Below are 23,472 nucleotides of genomic sequence, written 5' to 3' on the forward strand. Positions count from 1 at the left end.
ATGGAGAACCGTGAGTTCAGTGCGGGGTCGGCCGAGCCGGCCCCGCACCACGGGACGGAGCCGGGCCAGACCACCGGCGGCCCGTCGGCCGGCGGCTTTGCCGGCACGTCGGCGGGCGGTCGGCGCGGGGACGCGTCGACCTCGCTGACCGGGCTCCTCGTCAAGGTGGTCCTGCTCGGCCTGACCCTCGGGATCGCCGCCTGGGCGGCCTTCCCACTGGTCGACGCCGAAGCGTGGGTCGGGCTGGCGATCCTGGTCGCCACCACCGCCGGCCTCGGCTACCTCTACCTGACCCGGCGGCACATCCCGGCGAAGTACCTGGTGCCCGGCACCCTCTTCCTGCTCGCGTTCCAGGTACTGCCGGTGCTGTACACGGCGAGCACCGCCTTCACCAACTTCGGCGACGGCCACCGGGGCAGCAAACAGGACGCGATCGTCGCGATCCAGACCGCCTCGGTGACCCAGGTGCCGGGCTCCACCGAATACAGCCTCGCCGTCGCCACCACCGGCGACCCGGCGACCGGCGCACTGGTCTTCCTGGTCACCGACCCGGCGACCGGCGCCGTCTCGGCCGGCGACACCGCCGGACTGCGCCAACTCCCCGCCGACGAGGTCACCGTCGGCCCAGGCGGCCGGGTCACCGCCGCCGAGGGTTACACCCTGCTCAGCATCGGGCAGGCCGGCGCGCGCAGCGAGGAGATCACCAACTTCGCCGTACCGACCGCCGGCGGCGCGATCCGCTCCTCGGGACTCTCCCGCGCCTACGAGGGCCGGGCACTGCGGGCGTACGACGCCGGGTGCGACTGCGTCCGCGACCGCGAGAGCGGCAAGACCTGGACCGCCGACGAGGAACTCGGCGCGTTCGTCGCCGCCGACGGGGAACGGCTGGCCCAGGGCTGGCAGGTCGACGTCGGCCTGCAGAACCTGACCCGGGTGGTCACCGACCCGGACATCTCCGGCCCGTTCCTGCGTACGCTGCTCTGGAACCTCTTCTTCGCGGTCGCCTCGGCCGGCGGCACCTTCGCCCTCGGACTGCTCTGCGCGCTGGTGCTGCACTCGCCCCGGATGCGGGGCCGCAACCTCTACCGGGTGCTGCTGATCCTGCCGTACGCGATGCCGTCGTTCGCGATGCTGCTGGTCTGGCGGGACATGTTCAACGCCGACTTCGGTCTGATCAACAACCTGTTCGGCTGGCACGTGGACTGGTTCGGCGGCACCTGGTCGGCCCGGGCGGCGGTGATCCTGGTGCAACTCTGGCTCGGGTTCCCGTACATGTTCCTGGTGGCGACCGGCGCGTTGCAGGCGATCCCGGCCCAGCTCACCGAGGCGGCCTCGGTAGACGGGGCGTCCCGCTGGCAGTCGTTCCGCCGGATCACCCTGCCGCTGCTGCTGGTCGCGCTCTCCCCGCTGCTGATCGCGTCGTTCGCGTACAACTTCAACAACTTCAACGCGATCTACCTGACCACCAAGGGTGCGCCGTTCCCGGCCGACAACAGCACCATCGGGGCGACGGACCTGCTCATCACGTACACCTACCGGCTCGCCTTCGGCGGGCAGGGCGCCCAGTACGGCTTCGCCGCCGCCATCTCGATCTTCATCTTCGCGCTGGTCGCGGTCATCTCGGCGGTGACCTTCCGGCGGACCCGGCAGCAGGAGGAGGTCTACTCGTGACCACAGCGCCCCCGGCCGACCACACCGTCGCCACCACCGGTCCGGTCCGGCCGTCCGCCGCCACCCGCCGACCCCGCCGGTCGTGGCTGCGCCAGGTCGGCTGGCGGCACCTGGTGGCGCTGCTCGCCGTCGGGTTCAGCCTCTTCCCGATCGTTTTTGTGGTCTCGGCGGCGGTGAACCCGCTCGGCACGCTCAGCTCGACCGGGCTGGTGCCGACCGGTGGAGTCTCCGGGGAGAACTTCGTCAACCTCTTCGACCGGACCGCGTTCGGGCGGTGGTTCCTCAACTCGGTGCTGATCGCCGGGGTGGCGGCGGCCGCCTCGGTCTTCCTCTCCGCACTCGCCGCGTACGCCTTCTCCCGGATGCGGTTCCGGGGCCGCCGGGTCGGGCTGCTGTCGCTGCTGCTGATCCAGATGTTTCCGCAGTTCCTGGCGATCGTGGCGATCTTCCTGATCTTCAGTACGGTCACCGACCTGTGGCCGGAGGTCGGCTTCAACACGCCGTTCGGGCTGATCCTGGTCTACCTCGGCGGTGCACTCGGCGCGAACACCTGGCTGATGAAGGGCTTCTTCGACACCCTGCCGAAGGAGATCGACGAGTCGGCCACGGTGGACGGTGCCACCCACGCCCAGATCTTCTTCCGGATCATGCTGCCGCTGGTGACGCCGATCCTGGCGGTGACCACACTGCTCTCCTTCATCACCACGGTCAACGAGTTCCTGGTCGCCAGCGTCTTTCTCACCGACACCGGGTCGAAGACCCTCGCCGTCGGCATGTACGGGCTGATCGAGGGGGAACGGAACAACAACTTCGGTCTCTTCGCCGCCGGTACGCTGCTGACCGCCGTCCCGACCGTGCTGCTGTTCCAGTTCCTGCAGCGCTACATCGTCTCCGGGCTCGCCGCCGGGGCGGTGAAGGGATGACCGACCCCGGTCGGCGGCCGGACGGGCACAGCCTGCTGCACCTGCCGCACCACGACGGCTCGGCGACGTACGTGCCCGAGCAGGCCCCGGCGCTCGGCGACACCGTTGTGGTCTTCGTCCGGGTGCCGGCGGTCTCGCCGGTCCGGCGGGTCTTCGTCCGGACCACCCCGGACGGCGAGCCACACTTCGCCGCCGCCAGGATCGACCGGCGCACCGACCACGAGGTCTGGTGGCGGGCCGAGGTGCAGGTCCGCAACCCGGTCACCACGTACCGGTTCCTGCTCGACGAGCCGGGCGGCAACCGGTGGCTCACCGCGCTCGGCGTGGTCGGGCACGACGTACCGGACAGCACCGACTTCCGGCTGGTGGCGTACGAGCCGCCGCCGGCCTGGGCGCGGGACGCGATCGTCTACCAGATCTTCCCGGACCGGTTCGCCCGGTCGTCGGACGCTACCCGGGGCGCCGGAGCGGAGTTGCCGGACTGGGCGATTTCGTGCGACTGGGCACGGACCCCGGTGATCGGGCGCGGGCCCGAGACGCCGTACCAGTACTACGGCGGTGACCTGGACGGGATCACCGAACGGCTGGACCACCTGGACCGGCTCGGGGTCAACACCGTCTACCTGACCCCGTTCTTCCCGGCCCGCTCCACCCACCGCTACGACGCGACGAGCTTCGACCGGGTGGACCCGCTGCTCGGCGGCGACGCCGCACTGGCCCGGCTGGCCGACGCGGTGCACGCCCGGGGCTGGCGGCTGCTCGGCGACATCACCAGCAACCACACCGGCGACGGGCACGAGTGGTTCGTCGACGCATCCTCCGACCGGCACGCGCCGGAGCGGGAGCTGTACTACCTCGACGACGTCACCGGCGACTACGAGTCCTGGAAGGGCGTCAAGACGCTGCCGAAGCTCAACTGGGGCAGCACCGAACTGCGTCGCCGGTTCACCGAGGGGCCGGACGCGGTGCTCCGGCGCTGGCTGCTCCCGCCGTACGGACTCGACGGCTGGCGGGTCGACGTGGCGAACATGACCGGTCGGCGCGGCCGGGACGCGTACACCCACGAGGTGGCGGCGCTGCTGCGGGCCGCCGTGGTGGGGACCCGCCCGGACGGGTTGCTGGTGGCCGAGCACGGCCACGACCACACCGGTGACCTGGATCGGGACGGCTGGCAGGGGACGATGAACTACACCGGGTTCACCGATCCGGTGTGGAGTTGGCTGCGCGCCGACAACAGCGGGACCGGCGATGCCGGGGCGGGTGCTGCCGGGGTTGGTGACCTGCCGAACTTCCTCGGGGTGCCGGGCGGGATCCGCCGGCGGGACGCCGGGGCGGTGGTCGCGACGATGAACGCGTTCCGGGCGCTGGTGTCGTGGCGGTCGTACGTCCACTCGTGGCAGCTGCTCGGCTCGCACGACTCGGCCCGGATCCGCACCGTCGTGGGGAGCGCCGCCGGTCAGGAGGTGGCGGTCGGGCTGCTGGCGACGATGCCGGGCACCCCGATGATCTTCGCCGGGGACGAGCTCGGGCTCGACGGGGTGAACGGCGAGGACTCCCGTACCCCGATGCCCTGGCACCGGCTGGAGAGCTGGGACGAGGCGACGCTCGGGGCGTACCGGTCGCTGCTCGCGCTGCGTGCCGCCGAGCCGGAGCTGCGGTACGGCGGGCTGCGCTGGGCGTACCTCGACCCCGACACGTTGGTCTTCCTCCGCGAGGCGCCGACCGGGGCGCTGCTGGTGCTCGCCCGGCGGGTCGCCGGAGTGCCGGTACGGCTGCCCGGCCTGCCGATCGCCGGGTACGCCCCCAACCGGTACGGCGGCGCCCCGACCCTGCGTGCCGACGGCGACGGCGTGGTCACCCTGCCCGGCGACGGCCCGACGTTCCAGGTGTGGCGACTGTCCTGAGTTGACGGTTGTCAGCGGGGCTGACCCGACCGGCCCTCACCGGGCCGGCGGGGCGAGGACCTCGCGCATCCGGCTGACCTCGACGGCCTGTTCGAAGGCGATGTTGCGGGCCAGTTCCCGGATCTGCTGGTTGACGCCGCTGGTCAGCACCTCCTGCGCCATCGCGATGGCGCCCTCGTGGTGTGCGGTCATCATCTCCACGAACCGGCGGTCGAAGTCGGTGCCGGTCATGCCGGCCAGCGCGGCGATCGCCTCCGGGGTCTGCATGCCGTGCATGGCCCCGGGGTCGTGGCCGGTGTGCCCCTCCGGGACCGGGAAGCCACGGTCCCGCAGCCAGCTCCGCAACACCTCCACCTCGGGCTGCTGCGCGGACCTGATCCGGTCGGCGACGGCGATCACGCCGGCGCTGCCGGCCCGCTGCGGGACCAGAGCGGCCATCTCCAGGGCCTGCTCGTGGTGGGGGATCATCATCTGGACGAAGCGGAGGTCGGCGGTGTTGTGGGTCGGTCCGGGCCCCGGGGTCACCTGGCCGGGGTCGAGCACCTGGGCCGACTCGCCGGGCCGGCCGGGTTGCAGGATCGGGGCGCTCGGGTCGCCGGTCGCCGGTGGGGTGGTCGGTGCCGCCGCGCTCGGCGTGGTGGTGGTCGGGCGTGCGGTTGGCGCAGCCGGCTCGTCCGAGGCGCCGAGGAGCAGGGCCGTACCACCGGCCAGCAGCACCGCGACCACCTCGACGAGCACCACGAGCGTCAGCGCCCGCGAGCGACCGTCCCGGATCCTGCTCTTCGGCAACACCACAGCGCGACTCCCGTCCGCCGCCGGCCGGTTCGCGGCGTAGCCGGGGCTTTCTCAAGATCGTATGTTGCGATCCCGGTGGTTGGCCGATGTTAGCCCGGCCGGTTGTGGACCGGAAGCGTCCTGCCCGGTGGGGCGTCGAGGTCAGCGGGCCGGGCCGGCGTGCCCGACGTGCTGGTCCAGCATGGCCCGTAGCCCGGTGAGGTAGGTCTGGCGGTCCGGCCCGGCGGAGAGCAGCCGTTGCAGCGCGTATCCGGGGAGCAAGCCGAACAGGACCGCGCCCACCGCCTCGGGATCCGCGTCCGGGGGCAGCTCGCCGGCCTCCCGGGCGCGTCGGGCGAGGGTCACGAAATGGCCGCGGAACCCGGCGTACATCCGGGAGACGAAGTCGGCCAGCGCCGGGTCGCGCAGCGATTCCGACCAGACCTGTACGGCGAGCCGGAACGCGCCGTCCGGTCCGAGCTGGGAGTCGACGAACTCGAGCGCCCGATCGGCCACCTCCAGCAGGGGCGGTGGGTGCTCGGCCGCGGCGAGTGCGCCGAACAGTTCGTCCGCGCCGTCGAGGACGGACTCGGCGATCGAGGTGACCAGTTCGTGCTTACTGCGGAAGTACCGGTAGACCGCGCCGACGGAGAGTCCGGCCTCGTTGATCACGTCCTGCATGGACGTGGCGTGGAAGCCGTTGCGCAGGAAGCAGCGCCAGGCGGCGTCGAGGATCTGTTGCCGTCGGGCGGCCAGGTGTTCGTCGGAGACGCGTGGCACGCCACACATTGTAAAACGAGGATTCGTTCTTGACGCGTCGATGCCTCCGGGAGGAGCCTGGAGCTTAAAAGAGCGAGTATTCGTTTTAGAGGAGTCCGGAGATGATCCGACCCACCCGTCCCCGATCACCGTTGGCGCTGGCCGCGCTGGTCGCCGTCGCAGTGGTCCTGCTGCAGTCGCTGCTCGTACCCCTGTTCGCCGGTCCCGCCGCCAACCTGGCCCCGCGCGACCTGCCGGTCGTGGTCGCCGGACCGGCACCCGTCGCCGACCAACTCGCCGCGCGGTTGGCCGCCGCCGCCCCGCCGGGCAGCTTCACGGTCATCCGACTGCCCGACGGCCCGGCCGCCGACCGGGCGCTGCGCGACCGCGAGGCGTACGCCGCCCTCGTCGCCGGCCCGGACGGACCGGCCCTGCACACCGCACCCGGAGCCAGTCCCACGGTGGCGGCGCTGCTCAGCCAGGCCGTCGGGCAGCCCCCGACCGGCGCCCCTGTCCGAGTGGTCGAGGTCGTCCCCGCCGATCCCGACGACCCTCGGGGCGGTGGCTTCGCCGCCGGGTTCCTGCCGCTCGCGCTGACCAGCCTGCTGGCCGGAGCGCTGCTCACCCTGCTGGTCGCCGGCCGGACCGCCCGGCTGCTCGGGCTGTTCGGCTTCGGGCTGCTGGCCGGTGTCGCCGGGCCGCTGGTGCTGCAGGGCTGGCTCGGCGTGCTACCCGGCGACCCGCTGCGCAACGGTGCGGCGATCGCGCTGACCACGCTGGCGATCGCGGCCACCGTGACCGGGCTCGGCAGCGCACTCGGTCGGCCCGGACTCGGCCTCGGTGCAGTCCTGGTCTTCCTGGTCGGCAACCCGCTGTCCGCGGTCTCCGCCGCGCCGGAACTGCTGCCGCAGCCGTGGGGCACGGTCGGGCAGTGGCTGCCGGTCGGTGCCGGCGGCACCCTGCTGCGGTCGACCGGATTCTTCGACGGGGCCGGGGCGACCGGACCGATGCTGGTCCTGGTCGGCTACGCCGGGCTCGGGCTGCTGCTCACCTGCGTCGCGCGGACCCGGCCGGTGCCGGACGGCCCCGGCACCGGACGCGACCGCCAGGGACCGGCCCGAGCCGGTCGGTGGGCGGGCCTGGGGGGCCGGGGCCGGATCGCCCGCGACGGGATCAAGCCTGACCGCCCAGAGCGGGTGATCCGGCCCCGGACCCGGCCGTTCCCGTTGGCGCGGGACGGGCCGGATCGGCCGTGGCCCCTGTTCCGGGCGGGCCGGTCGGTGGCGGATGGGGCAGGATGGGCGGCGTGGAACCTCTCCGACTGATACTCCTCTACGCGCACCTGATCGGTTTCGCGCTGCTGCTCGGCGGTGCGGTCGGGCAGTACGTCACCGGCCGGCTGCGGATCAATCCCCTGATGCTCTGGGGTGCGGTCATCCAACTGGTGACCGGGCTCGGCCTCGCCGCGCCGCTGCGGGACGGCGACGAACCGTCGCCGGCCAAGCTGGCCACCAAGCTGGTGATCGCACTGATGATCTTTGTGATGGTGTTCTTCTCCCGTAAGCGCGAGGTGGTCAACAAGGGCCACTTCCTGGCGATCATCGGCTTGACCCTGGTCAACGCGGCGGTCGCGGTCTTCTGGCGCTGAACCCCGGGCGGTACGTCGACCAGGGCCGGACTCATCGGCCCTGGTCGAGGTCATTCCGGGGGCCCCTGTTGGTCAACTGCGCGTCACCTGCGGCCGGCCGGAACAGGCGGAAAAGGGACGCTCCGGTGGACCTGGTCCGGCATCGGGCGGGTCACGAAGTGATCTCGCGCACCCCGAAGTTACGTAAGGGTAACGGGCGTTCAACAGTCAGGCACGATTGTCGGCCGGTGGACTGGTGCGGGCGTACGCTCCCGTCCGTAACGTGGGACGCCGGCGGCAGCGCAGCAGGCCGGCACAAAGGGCAGCCACCGCAGTGGGCGGTGTGCAATGGGAAGGAGACCGTCTTGCGCACTGCGCGTGGGATGCGGATCGTCGGGGTACTCGCGGTAGGCGGGCTCGCGCTCGGTGCCGCCGCGTGTGGCCAGGCTCCGGAGGAGAACAACGCCGGCGGCACGGCGGCCGAGAAGTACACCGCCTGCATGGTCACCGACGTCGGGGGCATCGACGACAAGTCGTTCAACACCTCGGCGTGGGCCGGTCTGGAAGCGGCGAAGGCCGCCGACAGCAATATCGACATCAAGTACGTGGCGTCCAAGGCCGAGGCCGACTACGAGCCCAACCTGACCCAGTACGTCAACCAGGACTGCGACTTCATCCTCGCCGTCGGTGGGCTGATGGGCAACGCCACCTCCAAGATCGCCAAGGCGCACCCGGACCAGCAGTTCGGCATCGTCGACGCCAAGCTGCCGGAGAGCAACGTCTTCCCGATGCAGTTCGACACCGCGCAGGCCGCCTTCCAGGCCGGCTACCTCGCCGCCGGGATGACGAAGACCGGCAAGGTCGGCACCTACGGCGGCATGAAGATCCCGCCGGTGACCATCTTCATGGACGGTTTCGCGGACGGCGTCGCCTACTACAACCAGGCCAAGGGCAAGAACGTCCAGCTGCTCGGCTGGAACAAGGCCAGCCAGAACGGCTCGTTCACCAACGACTTCGTCAAGCAGGACGAGGGCAAGAAGATCAGCGACACGCTGGTCGCCCAGGGCGCCGACATCGTCATGCCGGTCGCCGGCGCGGCGGGTCTCGGCACCACGGCGGCGGCCCAGGCGGCCGGCGGCAAGTACTCGGTGATCTGGGTCGACGTCGACGGCTGCGAGAGCACCCAGAACTGCGCGGCGCTGCTCACCACCGTGGTCAAGAACATCAAGGACGCGGTGAAGGACGCGGTGGTGACGGCGGCCAAGGGCGAGAAGCTGGCCCACGACCCCGGCTACCTCGGCACCCTGGCCAACAACGGCGTCTCGCTCGCCCCGTACCACGAGTTCGACAGCAAGGTCCCGGCGGAGCTGAAGGCTGAGGTCGAGAAGCTCAAGACCGACATCGCCGCCGGCACCGTCAAGGTCAGCTCGGACGCACAGCCGAAGTAACACCACCGGGTCGGCCGAACCGGTGGTCACCGGCGGCCGACCGGGCCGGCGTTGAAAAGGACGATCCGGCCGCTCCGACCCTGGTGGGAAGCATTTTCCACCGGGCCGGGGCGGCCGGTTTTCACGCCACCCACCGGACGGCCGAACAGGCCGTCACGACCGCCGAACGGTCCCCTGTCAACCGGGCCTACCAGCAGCTAGGCTGCAGCATCCCCCCGCACTCCCTGGAGGTTGCGCTGAGACTCGAACTGCGCGGCATCACCAAGCGGTTCGGTGATTTGGTCGCCAACGACCACATCGATCTGACGGTGGAGCCCGGAGAGATTCACGCGCTGCTCGGGGAGAACGGCGCGGGCAAGTCGACCCTGATGAACGTGCTGTACGGACTCCTGCAGCCGGACGAAGGGGAGATCCTGGTCGACGGCCGACCGCTGCGGGCCAAGGGCCCCGGCGACGCCATCGGCGCCGGCATCGGCATGGTGCACCAGCACTTCATGCTGGTCCCGGTCTTCACCGTGGCCGAGAACATCATGCTCGGCGCGGAACAGGTCCGGGGCGGGCTGCTCGGTTTCCTCGACCGGCGGCGGGCCCGGCGCCAGGTGGCCGAGGTGTCCAGCCGGTACAACCTGCGGGTCGACCCGGACGCCGTCGTCGAGGACCTGCCGGTCGGCGTGCAGCAGCGGGTCGAGATCGTCAAGGCCCTCACCCGGGACGTCGACCTGCTGATCCTGGACGAGCCGACCGCCGTGCTGACCCCGCAGGAGACCGAGGAACTCCTCACCGTCATGCGGGCGCTCAAGGAGACCGGCAAGTCGATCGTCTTCATCACCCACAAGCTCAAGGAAGTGAAGGCGATCGCGGACCGGATCACCGTGATCCGCCGGGGGCGGACCGTCGGCACGGCCGACCCGGACGCGAGCGAGGACGAACTCGCCGCGCTGATGGTGGGTCGTACCGTCAACCTCACCGTGGAGAAGGCCGCCGCCGCGCCGGGTGCCCCGGTGCTGGAGGTCGAGGGCCTGGTCGTCGACGACGACCGGTCGGTCCGGGCGGTCGACGGCGTCGACCTGACCGTACGGGCCGGCGAGGTGCTCGGCATCGCGGGTGTGCAGGGCAACGGCCAGACCGAGCTGATCGAGGCGCTGATGGGCCTCCGGCCGCTGCTGAGCGGTTCGGTGACGCTGGCCGGGGAGCGGATCGACGGCTGGCCCACCAAGCGGGTGCTCCGGGCCGGCGTCGGGTACGTTCCCGAGGACCGCAGCGTCGACGGCCTGGTCAAGGAGTTCAGCGTCGCCGAGAACCTGGTGCTGGACATCTACGACCAGCCGCCGTTCGGGGCCGGACTGGTGCTCAGGCCGGAGGCGATCGCCGCGTCGGCCCGGGAGCGGATCCCCGAGTTCGACGTCCGGACCCCGTCCGCCGACGCACCCGTCGGGACCCTCTCCGGCGGCAACCAGCAGAAGGTGATCATCGCCCGGGAGATGTCTCGGCCGCTCAAGCTCTTCGTGGCCGCCCAGCCCACCCGGGGCGTGGACGTCGGCTCGATCGAGTTCATCCACCGCCGGATCATCCACGAGCGGGACATCGGCACCGCCGTACTGCTCGTCTCCAGCGAACTGGACGAGGTGATCGGCCTCGCCGACCGGGTCGCCGTGATGTACCGGGGCCGGATCATCGGCGTCGTCGGTCCGGAGACGCCCCGTGAGGAGATCGGACTGTTGATGGCCGGCGTGACCGGCACCGAGGCGACCGGGTCGGCCGCCGAGGGGGCGGGGTCTGCCGACCCGGCCACGTCGCCGGTCGACGGGGCCGAGTCCGCCGAGGTGACCGAACCGGCCGTCGAGGGGGCCGGCCGCACCGACGTTCCTGGTAGCGAGGAAACCCGATGACCGACGTCAACACGCCCGGGGTACCGTCCCCCCGGGAGAACCCGGACGGCGCTGGCCCCGACACCGAGAAGGTGACCGGGACCGGAGCCGACACCGAGCAGGTGACCGGCACCGCCGAGGCCACCGGCACGGCGGATCAGGCCGGTGCCACACCGGCGACCGACGACGGCACCGAGCCCGCCCGGCGCGGCGGGGACGCCCCGCTGACCGACCGGGACGGCGGCGCCTCGCTGCTGCTGAAGCTCTTCGTCCGCAACCTCTGGTCGGCGAACACGGTGACCGTCACCGTGCTCGCCATCGTGCTGGCGATGGTGATCGGGGCGATCCTGATCATCATCTCCGACCCGGACGTGCTGCACACCTTCAGCTACTTCACCGCCCGGCCCTCCGACGCGCTCAACGCGAGCTGGGCGGTGGTCAGCGACGCGTACGCCAACCTGTTCAAGGGCGCGATCGTCGACCCGGCCGCGGTCACCGGCTGGATCAACGGCACCAACGGCTGGCAGCCGGTCTTCGCCCCGATCTCGGAGACGCTCACCTACACCGCCCCGCTGGTCTTCACCGGTCTGGCGGTCTCGCTCGCCTTCCGGGGCGGCCTGTTCAACATCGGTGCCCAGGGCCAGGCGACGATCGGCGTGATCCTGGCCGCGCTGGCCGGCTTCCTGCTGCCGCTGCCGCCGGTCGTACACCTGGTCGTGGCCCTGGTCGCCGGTGCCCTCGGCGGTGCGGTCTGGGGCTTCGCCTCCGGCTTCCTCAAGGCCCGGACCGGCGCGCACGAGGTGATCACCACGATCATGCTCAACTACGTCGCCACGTACTTCCTGGCCTGGATCATCATGCAGCACGGGGTGCACGCGCCGGACCGGACCGACGCGATCAGCCGCTCCGTCGACGGCTCCGCCCAACTGCCCCGACTGCTCGGCGGCGACCTGCGGGTACACCTCGGCATCGTGCTGGCGGTCGGTGCCACCTGGGCGATCTCCTGGCTGCTCAACCGCTCCACGTTCGGCTTCGAACTGCGGGCGGTCGGCGCCAACCCGGAGGCGGCCCGGACCGCCGGGATCAGCGTCGCAAAGACGTACGTCCTGGTCATGGTGATCGCCGGTGCGCTCTCCGGCCTCGGCGGCGCGAACATGGTGCTCGGCAGCACCGCCACCGCACTCACCCCGCTGGTGGTCGCCCAGATCGGCTTCGACGGCATCCTCGTCGCCCTGCTCGGCCGGGTGAAACCGTGGGGCGTCGCGCTCGCCGCACTGCTCTTCGGCGCCCTGCAGGCGGGCGGCAACCGGATGCAGTCGTACGCCAGCGTCTCGCTGGAACTGGTCACCGTGCTGCAGGCGCTGATCGTCATCTTCATCGCCGCACCGGCACTGGTGAAGGCGATCTTCGGGCTCCGGGCCGCCCGGGCCGCCCGACTCCAGACGAGCATGGCGAAGGGCTGGTGACACACTCCATGTCCACGATGACTGTCGAGGACGTCGCGGTCACCGTACGACCGGGCTTCTGGACCCGCGACCGTAAGGTCGGCGCCGGCGCGATGCTGCTCGGCCTCGTCGCCGCGGTGCTGTTCGGCGCCCTCGCCACCGGCGCGGACGCCCGGTTCACCCTCAGCGAGGACGCCGGTGGCGCCTCGGTGGCGATCAACGGGACCGTCGGTGCGATCCTCTTCGGACTCGTCGCGGCGGCGGCCGGGGCGGCCCTGCTGGCCGGGCTCTCGAAGCGCTGGTTCACCCCGCTGCTCGGCGTCGCCGTGGTCGGCGTGGTGCTCTCGTTCCTGTGCTGGCAGGTCTCGGCCGCGCCGCCGGACCAGAACTTCATGCCGCTGGTCAACATCGTCCGGGGCACCTTCATCCTCGCCCTGCCGCTGATCTTCGGTTCTCTCGCCGGCGTGCTCTGCGAGCGGTCCGGCGTGGTGAACGTGGCGATCGAGGGGCAGCTGCTGATGGGCGCCTTCGCCGGCGCCCTGGTCGGCACCATGGCGGCCAGCGCCTGGCTCGGTCTGGTCGCCGCCGCGCTCGGCGGCGCGCTGATCTCGCTGCTGCTGGCGGTCTTCACCATCCGGTACCTGGTCGACCAGGTCGTGATGGGAATCGTGTTGAACCTCTTCGCGGTCGGCCTGACCGGCTTCCTCTACGAACGGCTGATGCAGCCCGACGCCGCGAAGTACAACCAGCCGCCGAGGTTCGAGGCGTGGCCGATCCCGGTCCTCTCCGACATCCCGGTGCTCGGCCCGGCGCTGTTCAGCGGCAACATCTTCCTCTACCTGGCGCTGATCCTGGTGGTGGTGATCCACGTCGCGCTGTTCCGGACCCGGTGGGGGCTGCGGACCCGGTCGGTCGGCGAGCACCCGACCGCCGCCGACACCCTCGGGGTGAAGGTCCTGGCGCTGCGCTACCGGAACGTGCTGCTGGCCGGCATGGTCGCCGGGGTCGGCGGCGCCTCCTACACCCTGGCGCTCTACACCTTCACCAAGAACATGATCGGCGGAAAGGGTTTCATCGCCCTCGCCGCGCTGATCTTCGGACGGTGGAGCCCGACCGGCGCCCTGCTGGCCGCGCTCTTCTTCGGCTTCGCCGACCAGCTCGGCACCTACCTCAGCGCGATCAACAGCACCATCCCCAGCGAGTTCCTCGCCATGCTGCCGTACCTCGCCACCCTGCTCGCGGTGGCCGGGCTGGTCGGCAAGGTACGGGCCCCGGCCGCCGACGGCAAGCCCTACATCAAGGGCTGACCAGCGGCGGGGCAGGATGGTGGCGTGACGATGGAGATTGACTGGGTGACGCTGCGGGCCGCCGCGACCGAGGCGATGCGGCACGCGTACGCGCCGTACTCGAACTATCCGGTCGGGGCGGCGGCACTCGTCGACGACGGCCGGATCGTGGTCGGCTGCAACGTGGAGAACGCCTCGTACGGCGTCACGCTCTGCGCCGAGTGTGGACTGGTCTCCGCACTGCACGCCTCCGGTGGCGGAAAGCTGGTCGCGTTCTCCTGTGTCGACGCGAACGGCGCGCCGCTGATGCCCTGCGGCCGGTGCCGGCAACTGCTCTGGGAGCACGGTGGCCCGGAACTCCAGGTAGAGGCGGAACCCCGGCCGCTACGGATGACGGAGCTGCTGCCGTACGCCTTCGGGGCGGAGGACCTGGCGGCGATGGCGACCTCGGCGAAGGTGCCGAGCGTGCCGGAGGCGTTGGCGGCCTGGCGGGGGCGGGGCACCGTTTTCCTGCACCCGGACGTCTCCGGCGGCCGGCAGATCTGGACCGGCTACTGGGAGCGGGCCGCCGGTGACGCCGAAGGTGCCCCGACCGGGGTGCTGGAGGAGGCGCCGACCTGGACCGACGTCGCCGAGGCGATCACCTGGGCGCAGGCCCGTACGCCCCGGGTGGTGGTGGTCGACGCGGACGGCGCGATGTTCTGGGCCGGCGAGGGGGAGCCGCCGGCGGAGATCCCGGCGCGCTGGGTGGGCTGAGCCGCCCTCCCCGGCTCCGAGGTGGGGCCGGGGGCGACCGTTCCCGGCTCCGGGCGGTCAGGCTTGATCCCTGCGCCGGGCACGGTCGCCCCCGGTCCCCGGGCGGCCCGGGAAGTCGGCTGCCGTCCGGTTCAACCATGAGGAAGAGGAAACAACGGTGAAAACGTACGCCGCGGTCGACGTGATCCGGACCAAGCGGGACGGTGGGGTGCTCTCCGACGGTCAGATCGACTGGGTGGTGGACGCGTACACCCGGGGGCAGGTCGCGGACGAGCAGATGTCGGCGCTGGCCATGGCGATCCTGCTGCGCGGGATGACTCCCGCCGAGATCGCCCGGTGGACCGCCGCGATGATCGCCAGCGGGGAGCGGCTGGACCTGTCCGGGGTCGCCCGGCCGACCGTGGACAAGCACTCCACCGGCGGCGTCGGCGACAAGATCACCCTGCCGCTGACCCCGCTGGTCGCGGCGTGTGGGGCCGCGGTACCGCAGCTGTCCGGGCGGGGGCTCGGGCACACCGGCGGCACGCTGGACAAACTGGAGTCGATCCCGGGGTGGCGGGCGACGTTCGGCAACGACGAGTTCATCCGGCAGCTCGGCGAGGTCGGCGCGGTGATCTGCGCGGCCGGGGAGGGGCTCGCCCCGGCCGACCGCAAGCTGTACGCCCTGCGCGACGTGACCGGCACCGTGGAGGCGATCCCGCTGATCGCGAGCTCGATCATGAGCAAGAAGATCGCGGAGGGGACCGGGGCGCTGGTGCTCGACGTGAAGGTCGGCTCGGGTGCGTTCATGAAGGCCGAGTCGGACGCCCGGGAGCTGGCCCGCACCATGGTGGAGCTCGGCACCGCACACGGCGTACGGACGGTCGCCCTGCTCACCGACATGTCGACCCCGTTGGGGCTGGCGGTCGGCAACGCGGTCGAGGTGACCGAGTCGGTCGAGGTGCTCGCCGGCGGCGGTCCCGCCGACGTGGTGGAGCTGACCCTGGCGCTGGCCCGGGAGATGCTCGCCGCGGCCGGGCTGCCGGACGCGGACCCGGAGCGGGCGCTGCGTGACGGCCGGGCGATGGACGTGTGGCGGACCATGGTCCGGGCCCAGGGCGGGGACCCGGACGCCCCGCTGCCGGTCGCCGCCGAGGTGGAGGTCGTCCGGGCCGACCGGGACGGTTTTGTCTCCGCCGTCGACGCGTACGGCATCGGGATCGCGGCGTGGCGGCTCGGTGCGGGCCGGGCCCGTAAGGAGGATCCGGTCAGCGCCGCCGCCGGCGTGGTGCTGCACCGCCGGCCCGGTGACCCGGTCCGGGCCGGTGACCCGCTGTACGAGCTGCGGGCCGACGATCCGGCGCGGATTCCGGCGGCCCGGGCCGACGCCGAGGCGGCGGTGCTGGTCTCGGCGCAGCGGCCGACCGTGGCGCCGCTGGTCATCGACCGGATCGCCTGACCGCGTCGCCCGATCGCCTGGCCGCCCCGACCGGACCGGCGATGGTTGCCGACCGGCCCGGCCGGCATCGTCGACGGTGGGCGGGGCGGCCGGTGCGGGTCCCCGCCGAGCGGCTATTCTCCGTCGCCCGGGGGACTTCCACCGGGCCCGGTTCGACATCGGTCCGGGCAGCCACCCGGGGTCACGTCGCGGCCGCACCGGACGGACCCTGACCCGACAGGACCTACCGCTGTGAGCGTGCCCGTTCCCGACCCCCAGGCGGTCCGTGCGGCCAACGTGGCCGAGTTGAGCCGGCTGGGTCTGCCGCTGCCTCCGGAACAGTTCCCGCTGGTGTGGGAGCCGGGGGACACCGTCGAGTTGCGACCCACCGGCGAGCTCGAGGCCCGCGTCGCCGTTCTGCACCTGGTGCTGGCCCGGTGCTTCGGGATGTCGGCCGAGACCGGGATGGGGTGGCTGCTCGGCTCGCACCTGGTGGAGTTGGTCACGCCGCCGGAGTGGCAGTTCGTGGCGGGGGACCGGGGGGACCACCGGTCGTTCGTCCTGCACCACGACGCGGTCTTCGCGCTGGCCTGGGTGCTCGGGCTGAGCCGGCACCTGGACCCGACCGCGCCCTCCGACGACCGGCTCATGGTGCGGCTGCCGAACCTGCCCGCCGGGGAGACCTTCAACGAGTGGCGGGCGCGCTCCCTGGCGGCGCCCCGGGACGCGGTGGAGGTCGCCGGCGTGCTCGACCTTTACTACTGCCTGGACTGGGCGTACCTGGAGGCCGAGCGGCAGGGGCTCCGGTTGCCCGGCATGATCGACAGCAACGCGATCGGGCAGCGGCGGTGGGCGCTGGAGTGGGCGGTCGTCTTCCGGGGGCCGTTCCACGATCCGCCGGCCGGCTGGGAAGAGGTCGACCTTTCGACCTGATCCCGTCGGTCGACCTGATCCTGTCGGTCGACCTGATCCCGTCGGTCGACCTGATCCTGTCGGTCCACCTGACCCCGGCGCCACCGGCCCGGCTGTCCGGGGCGGCGGGTTGTCCCGAGGGGCGGGCTGTCCGGGGGGCGGGATGCTCAGCGGGGTCGGTAGACGGCGATGCGGACCGCGGCGGTGACGGTCACCGGCTCGGAAAGCGCGTCGATCCGTGCGTCGAGCGGTTCCGGGGCGGTGTGCCAGGCGCTCGGACCCATCCCGACCAGGGTGCGTACCTCGGCCCGGGTGAGCCGCAGCGTGTCGCGTCGTATCGTGACGGGCCCCGGCGTGAAGTAGGGCGTCAGGCTGTCGGCGACCCGTTCCTCCTTGGCCGGGTCGACCCGGAGCAGGGCGAGCGCGTCGACCAGTTCGCGCAGGTGGTCGGCGGCCGGGGTGACCACGAGCAGCCGGCCCCGGGGATGCAGCACCCGCCGGAACTCCGCGCCGTTGCGTGGGGCGAAGACGTTGAGCACCAGATCGGCGGCGCCGTCGGCCAGGGGGAGCCGCCGCCAGGTGTCGCAGAGTACGGCGCCGGCCCGTGGGTGCGCCCGGGCGGCGCGGCGCAGCGCCGGCTTCGACACGTCCAGGGCCAGGCCGGTGGCGCCGGGCAGGGCGTCGAGCACCGCGGCGAGGTGCCAGCCGGTGCCGGCTCCGGCGTCGACCACCAGTTCTGGGTACGCCGTCCGAGCGCCGTCTGCCGGCCCGGTGGCGGGGGCGGCCGGTGTGGTGGCGAGCTCGGCGAGGGTGGTCGAGATGAGGTCGTAGTGGCCGGCACCGAGGAACTCGTCCCGGGCGGCCACCATCGCGGCGGTGTCCCCCGAGTGCGGGGCCCGTCCCACCGTCAGGTTCACGTACCCCTGCCGCGCGACGTCGAAGCTGTGCCCGGCCGGACAGCGCAGCGCGGTGGCCCCCGACGCGGCACCGGGCGGCACCGGGGCCAGCGGTTGACCGCAGAGCGGGCAGCGGAGGTGCCGCAGGATCTCGGGAGGCACCAGGCCACGATAGTGGCGCCGGAAGCGACGCCGGCCCGGACCCGGCGTCGGTCGGCGGCAGGGTGTGTGCCGGTGCCGGCCGACCGGCGCCGGTGGTGGTGCCGGGGACGTGGCGGTACGGGGGTCCGCCGGGGGTGCCGGAGGTGGGCCACTAATGTCGGCACATGGCGGTAATCGGTTACGAAGACATCGTCAGGGTGCCCAAGGCGTTGCTGCACGACCATCTCGACGGCGGGCTGCGCCCGGCGACCGTGGTCGAACTCGCCGACGCGGTGGGGCACCCGCTGCCGACCACCGATCCGGAGGAACTCGGCCGGTGGTTCGTCGAGGCGGCCGACTCGGGGTCGCTCGAACGGTACCTGGAGACGTTCGCGCACACGGTCGCGGTGATGCAGACGGCGGAGAGCCTGCGTCGGGTCGCCGCCGAGTGCGCGCTCGACCTGGCCGCCGACGGTGTGGTCTACGCGGAGGTCCGGTTCGCCCCGGAGCAGCACCTGGAGCGGGGGCTCAGCCTCGACGAGGTGGTGGAGGCGGTGCTGGCCGGATTCGCCGAGGGTTCCGCCGCCGCCGCGGCGGCCGGGTCGCCGATCCGGATCGGCACCCTGCTCACCGCGATGCGGCACGCCGCCCGGTCCCAGGAGATCGCCGAACTCGCCGTTCGGCACCGGGACGTCGGGGTGGTCGGGTTCGACATCGCGGGCGCCGAGGCGGGCTTCCCGCCCACCCGGCACCTGGACGCCTTCGAGTACCTCCAGCGGGAGAACTTCCACTTCACCATCCACGCCGGCGAGGCGTTCGGCCTGCCGTCGATCTGGCAGGCGATCCAGTGGTGCGGCGCGGACCGGCTCGGGCACGGCGTACGGATCGTCGACGACATCACCGCCGGCACGGAGCCGGTGCTCGGCCGGCTGGCCGCGTACGTCCGGGACAAGCGGATCCCGCTCGAACTGTGCCCGTCGTCAAACGTCCAGACCGGGGCGGCGCCGTCGATTGCCGAGCATCCCATCGGGCTGCTGCGTGACCTTCGGTTCCGGGTCACCGTCAACACCGACAACCGGTTGATGAGCGGCACCTCGATGTCGCGGGAGATGGCCCTGCTCGTGGAGGCGTTCGGCTACGGCTACGCGGAGCTGCAGTGGTTCACAGTCAACGCGATGAAGAGCGCCTTCATCCCGTTCGACGAGCGGTTGGCCATCATCAACGAGGTGATCAAACCGGCGTACGCCAAACTGCTGTCCTGATCCGTCGGCGGGTTGTCCGAGAAGTTGACGGCCCTTCGGGTGGCGTCGGTACCGGTCCGGTCAGGACGGCCTGGCCGGCCGGTCGCCGGATGGTCCGCACGGAGTGCGTAATCCGGCACTTCGGCCTTGTTGTCGGGGCCGGCGGGCGATGGTCGCCCTGCCGACGGCGGTGTCGAATCGTGCGGCGGCAAGCGACCGGCCGGCCCCGGCTCATTGGATGGACGCGGGGGCGTAGGGTGGCACGGGTTCCGGTACCGTTCGATGCGTTGCGGTGCGGGACCTCGGATCAGGGATCGGGCACGATTTCCGGATCCGAACCGCGGTGACCACGGGGGACGTACGCAGAAACAGTTTGTGACTACGCTGGGTGACACCAAAAAGACGGACCGCTGTCAAAGCGCGGGAACATTTCGGTGCGCTCCCGGTTGGTGACAACCTGGGCTTTCTCTTTGAGTTGTGGCGTGATGGAATCTCGGAGGTCCGACCCGGCCGGGTCGGTTGTTCAGCGGTGCCCTCGATCCACCGCAGGGTGCTGGATGGGAAGGCGGTGACGTGAGCAAGCGGCCCAAGGGACCAGGAACGGTCCTGTCGCGTCTCCGCTCGCCGATCAGTCGGCTCCGCGACATGCCGATCTGGTCGAAGCTCGGGCTGATCATGATCGCGCCGACCATCGCGGTCGTGGTCGTCGGTACGACGGGGATCATCGACCACCTGGAGCGGCTCGAGAACGCCAGTCGCGCCGACCACCTGGCCGCACTCGCCCAGGTCTCCGGCGAGCTCGTGCACGACCTGCAGGACGAGCGGGCCGGCGCGGTCCTGCTGCTCGGCGCCCGCGCGGAGGCACCCCGACAGAAGTACCTGCAGACGTACAACGAGGTACACAAGCGCGTCGACGGCGCCAAAGGGCCGTACTCCGAGCGCCGGGCCGAGCTGGACGACCTGCCCGCCAACTTCGACGCCCTGCTGGGCCGGATCGACCAGGGGCTCAACGACCTGCCCGGCACCCGCAGCCAGGTCATCAACGAGAAGCTCAAGCTGACCGACGCCGCCCAGTCGTACGAGGGGCTGATCAACGAGCTGCTCGACCTGCGGGACCTGGCGTCGCAGCTCGCGGGTGACACCAACCTGGGCGACCGGATGCGGGCCGCCGCCGCGACCTCGCGGGCCAAGGAATACCTGTCGATGCGCCGGGTCGTCGTACACCGCGCGCTGATCGACAACCGGCTGACCCCGGTGCTGCGGACCGACTACATCGCCACCGAGACCGGCCAGCAGCAGGCGCTGCAGAGCTTCGAGGCGGTCGCCAGCCGGGACGAGTCCGAGTTCTACGAGCAGGTGGTCGCCGGCGCCGACCAGCGCGAGGCCGACACCTACAGCGGCTGGATCCGCGGCAAGACCAACGAGACGATGTCGGACGCCCCGTTCGACGCGGACGACTGGGACGCCGCGATGGTCGGCAACGCCCAGCTGATCCGCGAGGTCGAGGCGAAGCTCGACGGTGACGTGCTCAAGCAGGCCGGCGCGCTGCGTGACGACGTACGCCAGCAGGTCTTCGGCGAGACCGCCCTGCTGCTCAGCATGCTGCTGATCGCGATCCTCTTCGCGTACCTGGTGGCCCGCTCGATGGCCCGGTCGCTGCGGGAACTCCGGCAGGGCGCGCTCGCGGTCGCCGAACACGGTCTGCCACACGCGGTCTCCCGGCTCCGTGACCCGCAGTTGACCGCGCAGATGTCCCCGGTCCAGGTCGCCAACCAGATCGCCGAGCCGCTGCCGGTCCGGAGCAAGGACGAGTTCGGCCAGGTCACCGAGGCGTTCAACGCGGTCCACCTGGAGGCGGTCCGGACCGCCGCCGAGCAGGCCGCGCTACGGTCCTCCGTCTCGACGATGTTCGTCAACCTCGCCCGTCGGTCCCAGATCCTGGTCGACCGGCTGATCGGGCACCTCGACCGGCTGGAGCGCGGCGAGGAGGACCCGGACCGGCTGGCCGAGCTCTTCCAGCTCGACCACCTGGCCACCCGGATGCGCCGCAACGACGAGAACCTGCTGGTCCTCGCGGGTGCCGACTCGACCCGCGTGCAGCGCGAGCCGGCGGCCCTGATCGACGTGCTCCGGGCCGCGCAGTCCGAGGTCGAGCACTACACCCGCATCGAGTTCGGGATGGTCGACCGGGACATCGAGGTCCAGGCACAGGCGGTCAACGACCTCGTCCACCTGGTGGCGGAGCTGTTCGACAACGCCACCGCCTTCTCCCCGCCGGATTCACAGGTGCTGGTCGAGGCCCGCCGGGTCGGCGACCGCGCGACGCTGTACGTCGAGGACCGTGGTATCGGCATCACCGCGGAGCAGTTGCACGACCTCAACGAGCGGCTCGCCAAGCCGCCCGCGGTGGACGTCACCGTCTCCCGGATGATGGGTCTGGTCGTGGTGGCGCGGCTGGCGTCCCGACACGGTGTCCAGGTCGAGCTGCGTCCCGGCCACGAGCGCGGGACCGTCGCAGATGTGACACTGCCCGCGGCGATGCTGATTCCCCGGGCGCTCGCCGGCCGGGCCGGTCAGCCCGGGGCCCTGCCGGCCGCGCCGACACCGCAGCCGCCGGCACAGCGTCCCACCTTCGGTGGTGCCCCGCTCGCGCTGGAGAGCGGCGGCGCGTCGTTCACCCGGCCCGCGGAGACGCCCTTCTCTCGTCCGGCGGAGCCGGATCCCGCTCCGCCGGCCCGGCAGTACGAACCGGTCACGAACGGTGGTGGGCGCTCCAGCACCCCGCCGAACTCGGTGCGGAGCATGCCGGCCTGGTCGGACCTGACCGGCGCGCGGACGGGTCTGAACGGGGGCGGGGGCGACCCCTTCACGCCGCGGATCCCGGACGGGCGCGAGGTGGAGCCGCTGCCGCAGCGTCGTGCCACCGAGCAGGGCGCGGAGAGCAGCCCGGCCACCGACACCACCACGATGTCGGGGTTCACCATCCCCCGACAGCGGCAGAGCACCCAGGAGGCGGCGCAGTCCGCGGCGCAGTCGGCCCCGCCGCCGCTGGCGGTTCCGCCGGTCTCCGCTCCGCCGGTGCAGGCGACGCCGACCCCGCAGGCCTCGATAGCACCGCCGGCCACGTCGTCGGTGTCGCCGTTCAGTGCCCCGCCGGCCCCGGTGTCGGCGTTCAACGCCGCGCCGCCGGTCCCGCAGCCCGCACCCACGCCCACGCAGGTGCCCGGCGCCGGTGCGCCTCCGGCGTGGCCGCCGGTCAACACCCCCGACCGGGAGACGACCGCGCCGCCCGTACCGGAACGGTTGGCCGCCGCGCTGGACATGACGGCGGAACTCCCCAGGATGCCTCGGCCCGCGGCCGAACCACCGGCTACTGTGGAGGCTCGACCGAAGTTCGCGGACGAGACCATGGAACTGCCGATCTTCCGCGAGCTGGAGTCGGCCTGGTTCCGCACCCGCCGGACCCCCGAGGAGGCCAGCGCTTCGCCCAGTGGTGCCGCGTCCGCCCCGTCGACCAGCCAGGTCGCCACGGTGGAGGGTGCCGGCCAGGACGCGGAGCGGACGTCAAGCGCACCGACAGGTAATGCAGCGATGGTGAACGTCTCGGCACCGGTGGGGCAGGATCCCACCACCGGCCACAGCAATGGCGCTGGTCGAGCGGGCGAGGCGGTCGGCGGCGGCTGGCGTACGGCGGCCGATGACGGTTGGCGGGCAGCGATGGCGGCCACCTCGGCGGCCAAGGCGCCCGACGCCCCGACCACGTCGACCGGTCTGCCCAAACGGGTGCCGATGGCCCAGTTGGTTCCCGGGGCCGTGGAGAAGCCGACCACCTCGGTGCAACGTCGTACGCCGGAGGCGGTACGAGGACTGCTGTCCGCGTACCACCGTGGGGTGCAGCGTGGCCGCACGCACCCGACGGACGACCAGTCGACCGGGCAGATCGATCTGGGCCCCGCGAACGCAAGCGGCCAGAAGGAGCATGAAGGATGACATCTACGCAGGATCTCGGTTGGCTTCTGGCCAACTTCGCCGATCGTGTGCCCGGCGTCGCCCACGCGATCGCCGTCTCCGCGGACGGCCTGCTCCTGGCGGCGTCACGGGACCTGCCGCGCGACCGGGCGGATCAGCTCGCCGCCATCGCGTCCGGCCTGGTCAGCCTCACCCAGGGAGCGGCGCGCTGCTTTGAGGGTGGGGCGGTGTTGCAGACAGTCGTCGAGATGGACAATGGATTCCTGTTCCTGATGTCCATCTCGGACGGGTCGTCCTTCGCGGTGCTCGCCGCCCGGAGCTCCGACGTCGGGCAGGTCGGCTACGAGATGGCATTGCTCGTCGACCGGGTGGGTGACGCGTTGACGCCGCCGCCCCGGGCCGCGGCGGGGATGCTGAGCTAGGCGGTACCCGGCT

18 protein-coding genes are annotated in these 23,472 nt (G+C 71.9%); 15 read left to right on the forward strand and 3 right to left on the reverse strand.

Annotated features, from left to right (window positions below; all coding sequences use genetic code 11):
• The 3 genes from ABGB21_RS13285 (at window position 1) to ABGB21_RS13295 (ending at window position 4,498) form a co-directional block, all read left to right on the forward strand.
• Window positions 1–1,671, forward strand: a complete 1,671-nt coding sequence (locus ABGB21_RS13285) for an ABC transporter permease subunit (protein WP_347653050.1) — start codon at window positions 1–3, stop codon at window positions 1,669–1,671.
• A gap of 86 nt (window positions 1,672–1,757) precedes the next feature.
• Complete coding sequence (locus ABGB21_RS13290; RefSeq protein ID WP_347653076.1) at window positions 1,758–2,594, forward strand: sugar ABC transporter permease; 837 nt, start codon at window positions 1,758–1,760, stop codon at window positions 2,592–2,594.
• Window positions 2,591–4,498, forward strand: a complete 1,908-nt coding sequence (locus tag ABGB21_RS13295; RefSeq protein WP_347677945.1) for a glycoside hydrolase family 13 protein — start codon at window positions 2,591–2,593, stop codon at window positions 4,496–4,498. The genes ABGB21_RS13290 and ABGB21_RS13295 overlap by 4 nt, the downstream gene beginning before the upstream one ends.
• Before the next feature lie 36 nt (window positions 4,499–4,534).
• Here the strand turns inward: ABGB21_RS13295 and ABGB21_RS13300 are convergent, their stop codons facing one another.
• Both ABGB21_RS13300 and ABGB21_RS13305 read right to left on the reverse strand, forming a co-directional pair.
• On the reverse strand, window positions 4,535–5,293 hold the full coding sequence (locus tag ABGB21_RS13300) for a DUF305 domain-containing protein (protein ID WP_347653048.1): 759 nt from the start codon (window positions 5,291–5,293) through the stop codon (window positions 4,535–4,537).
• Between the two features lie 141 nt (window positions 5,294–5,434).
• Window positions 5,435–6,052 (reverse strand): TetR/AcrR family transcriptional regulator, encoded by a 618-nt coding sequence (locus ABGB21_RS13305; RefSeq protein ID WP_347653047.1) that lies wholly within the window; start codon window positions 6,050–6,052, stop codon window positions 5,435–5,437.
• A 101-nt stretch (window positions 6,053–6,153) separates the two neighbouring features.
• Here ABGB21_RS13305 and ABGB21_RS13310 point away from each other — a divergent pair, with 101 nt between their 5' ends.
• The 9 genes from ABGB21_RS13310 to ABGB21_RS13350 all read left to right on the forward strand — a co-directional run bounded on the left by ABGB21_RS13310 (window position 6,154) and on the right by ABGB21_RS13350 (window position 16,811).
• The gene (locus ABGB21_RS13310; RefSeq protein WP_347677947.1) at window positions 6,154–7,356 is read left to right on the forward strand and encodes a hypothetical protein; all 1,203 of its coding nucleotides are present in this window, start codon (window positions 6,154–6,156) and stop codon (window positions 7,354–7,356) included.
• The gene (locus ABGB21_RS13315) at window positions 7,338–7,679 is read left to right on the forward strand and encodes a hypothetical protein (protein WP_347653045.1); all 342 of its coding nucleotides are present in this window, start codon (window positions 7,338–7,340) and stop codon (window positions 7,677–7,679) included. Before ABGB21_RS13310 ends, ABGB21_RS13315 begins: the two co-directional genes overlap by 19 nt.
• Window positions 7,680–8,041: 362 nt before the next feature.
• Window positions 8,042–9,106 (forward strand): BMP family ABC transporter substrate-binding protein, encoded by a 1,065-nt coding sequence (locus ABGB21_RS13320; RefSeq protein WP_347653075.1) that lies wholly within the window; start codon window positions 8,042–8,044, stop codon window positions 9,104–9,106.
• An 83-nt stretch (window positions 9,107–9,189) separates the two neighbouring features.
• On the forward strand, window positions 9,190–10,995 hold the full coding sequence (locus tag ABGB21_RS13325; protein ID WP_347677949.1) for an ABC transporter ATP-binding protein: 1,806 nt from the start codon (window positions 9,190–9,192) through the stop codon (window positions 10,993–10,995).
• Entirely contained in the window at window positions 10,992–12,440 is a 1,449-nt protein-coding gene (locus tag ABGB21_RS13330; protein ID WP_347653043.1) for an ABC transporter permease, read from the forward strand. Before ABGB21_RS13325 ends, ABGB21_RS13330 begins: the two co-directional genes overlap by 4 nt.
• Window positions 12,441–12,448: 8 nt before the next feature.
• Window positions 12,449–13,726, forward strand: a complete 1,278-nt coding sequence (locus ABGB21_RS13335; RefSeq protein WP_347653042.1) for an ABC transporter permease — start codon at window positions 12,449–12,451, stop codon at window positions 13,724–13,726.
• Window positions 13,727–13,756: 30 nt separating this feature from the next.
• Window positions 13,757–14,461, forward strand: coding sequence for a cytidine deaminase (locus ABGB21_RS13340; protein WP_347653074.1), 705 nt, complete (start codon window positions 13,757–13,759; stop codon window positions 14,459–14,461).
• 157 nt (window positions 14,462–14,618) lie between these two features.
• Entirely contained in the window at window positions 14,619–15,899 is a 1,281-nt protein-coding gene (locus tag ABGB21_RS13345) for a thymidine phosphorylase (RefSeq protein WP_347677951.1), read from the forward strand.
• 231 nt (window positions 15,900–16,130) lie between these two features.
• The gene (locus ABGB21_RS13350) at window positions 16,131–16,811 is read left to right on the forward strand and encodes a DUF4272 domain-containing protein (protein ID WP_347653040.1); all 681 of its coding nucleotides are present in this window, start codon (window positions 16,131–16,133) and stop codon (window positions 16,809–16,811) included.
• Between the two features lie 146 nt (window positions 16,812–16,957).
• Here the strand turns inward: ABGB21_RS13350 and ABGB21_RS13355 are convergent, their stop codons facing one another.
• Window positions 16,958–17,848 carry a putative RNA methyltransferase gene (locus ABGB21_RS13355; protein ID WP_347677953.1) on the reverse strand — a complete coding sequence of 297 codons (891 nt, stop codon included), beginning with the start codon at window positions 17,846–17,848 and terminating at the stop codon, window positions 16,958–16,960.
• 164 nt (window positions 17,849–18,012) lie between these two features.
• On the opposite strand from ABGB21_RS13355, the gene ABGB21_RS13360 reads away from it, so the two are divergent.
• The 3 genes from ABGB21_RS13360 to ABGB21_RS13370 all read left to right on the forward strand — a co-directional run bounded on the left by ABGB21_RS13360 (window position 18,013) and on the right by ABGB21_RS13370 (window position 23,459).
• Window positions 18,013–19,089: an adenosine deaminase gene (locus ABGB21_RS13360; RefSeq protein ID WP_347653038.1), complete on the forward strand. Its 1,077-nt coding sequence runs from the start codon at window positions 18,013–18,015 to the stop codon at window positions 19,087–19,089.
• 552 nt (window positions 19,090–19,641) lie between these two features.
• Window positions 19,642–23,058, forward strand: coding sequence for a nitrate- and nitrite sensing domain-containing protein (locus tag ABGB21_RS13365; RefSeq protein ID WP_347677955.1), 3,417 nt, complete (start codon window positions 19,642–19,644; stop codon window positions 23,056–23,058).
• Complete coding sequence (locus tag ABGB21_RS13370; protein ID WP_347653036.1) at window positions 23,055–23,459, forward strand: roadblock/LC7 domain-containing protein; 405 nt, start codon at window positions 23,055–23,057, stop codon at window positions 23,457–23,459. Before ABGB21_RS13365 ends, ABGB21_RS13370 begins: the two co-directional genes overlap by 4 nt.
• Window positions 23,460–23,472: the final 13 nt, after the last annotated feature.

The sequence above is a fragment of the Plantactinospora sp. B24E8 genome (assembly GCF_039871735.1).
Classification (GTDB): domain Bacteria; phylum Actinomycetota; class Actinomycetes; order Mycobacteriales; family Micromonosporaceae; genus Plantactinospora.